This window comes from Flavobacterium sp. ACN2, assembly GCF_002303885.1.
Classification (GTDB): domain Bacteria; phylum Bacteroidota; class Bacteroidia; order Flavobacteriales; family Flavobacteriaceae; genus Flavobacterium.
The window spans coordinates 1-923 of record NZ_MRCM01000044.1 but is presented as its reverse complement, the minus strand read 5'-3'; the positions used below and the strand labels follow the sequence as shown (position 1 = coordinate 923).

General features: G+C 26.0%; 2 protein-coding genes. Both read right to left on the bottom strand.

From position 1 onward, the window contains the following. Positions 1-77 precede the first annotated feature (77 nt). Entirely contained in the window at positions 78-344 is a 267-nt protein-coding gene (locus BSF41_RS23520) for a hypothetical protein (RefSeq protein WP_141248193.1), read from the bottom strand. Between the two features lie 50 nt (positions 345-394). Next, entirely contained in the window at positions 395-874 is a 480-nt protein-coding gene (locus BSF41_RS23515; protein ID WP_141248192.1) for a hypothetical protein, read from the bottom strand. Between the last annotated feature and the right edge of the window lie 49 nt (positions 875-923).

The window sequence follows — 923 nt, the reverse complement described above, 5'->3', positions numbered from 1 at the left end:
CAGCATTCCAGTCAAATGTATCTTTAGGCTGACAGCTTGCAAGTAAACCGATAATTAAAAAACAGCATAAAAAAAATCTAACTTTTGGGTACATATATTTCTCGCTTATAAATTACTTTATCCTCTTTTATAATTGGTTCAACAGGTTCATTAATAAAAACATAATTTGCCAAAAGATGATGATCTCCTGTTTGCACTGTTAAAAAATCATTTTCAAAACCGCCATAATGCGCTGATAAATGAACGTAATTGTGGTGTATGTGTTTGTAGATCTCGTAGGTTGAATTTTTGTCTTTGTTTTCTTCTTTTGAAGCGGCACGCATAATTTCTAAATACTTTCGCAATATATCAAATGATTCTGTTTCGGGTTATTTATAAAATTTCAAGCTTAAAATTACCTAGATAATAAGTCACGAGTGTTTAAATAAATTGTATCAGATTCTAAACAATATTCTATATTATTTATTTTCATGTAATTAAAACAGTAAAATATACCTTTGTTCTTGCCGTATTTTTGTCTTGAGCCTTCGCGTCTAAAATCATAAATTTTTACTGTCTTGTCTCTCAGTTTAATTAATAATGTATCTGTTTTTAATATTCTATCGTCCAAATAATACGATAAGTTGTTTTTGGACAGCATATCTATTTTATGGTATCTAATCGTTTTTTTGAAACCTCCTTTTTGTGTGATTAGTATTTTAAGATTTTCATTTATTTGAGTGTCTGAAAATTTAATAATAATATTGCTAGAACCTACAAAATTGCTATTTTCACATTTATTGTGATTACTATAATCATCAGCAGTAAAATAAAAAAATCGAAAAATGAAAAATGAAAATATTAGTACAAAAAAAAACAATATAATTTTCTTCATTTTATTTAGCTTTAATATATCCATTATAATTATTCATAAAATGATTTGA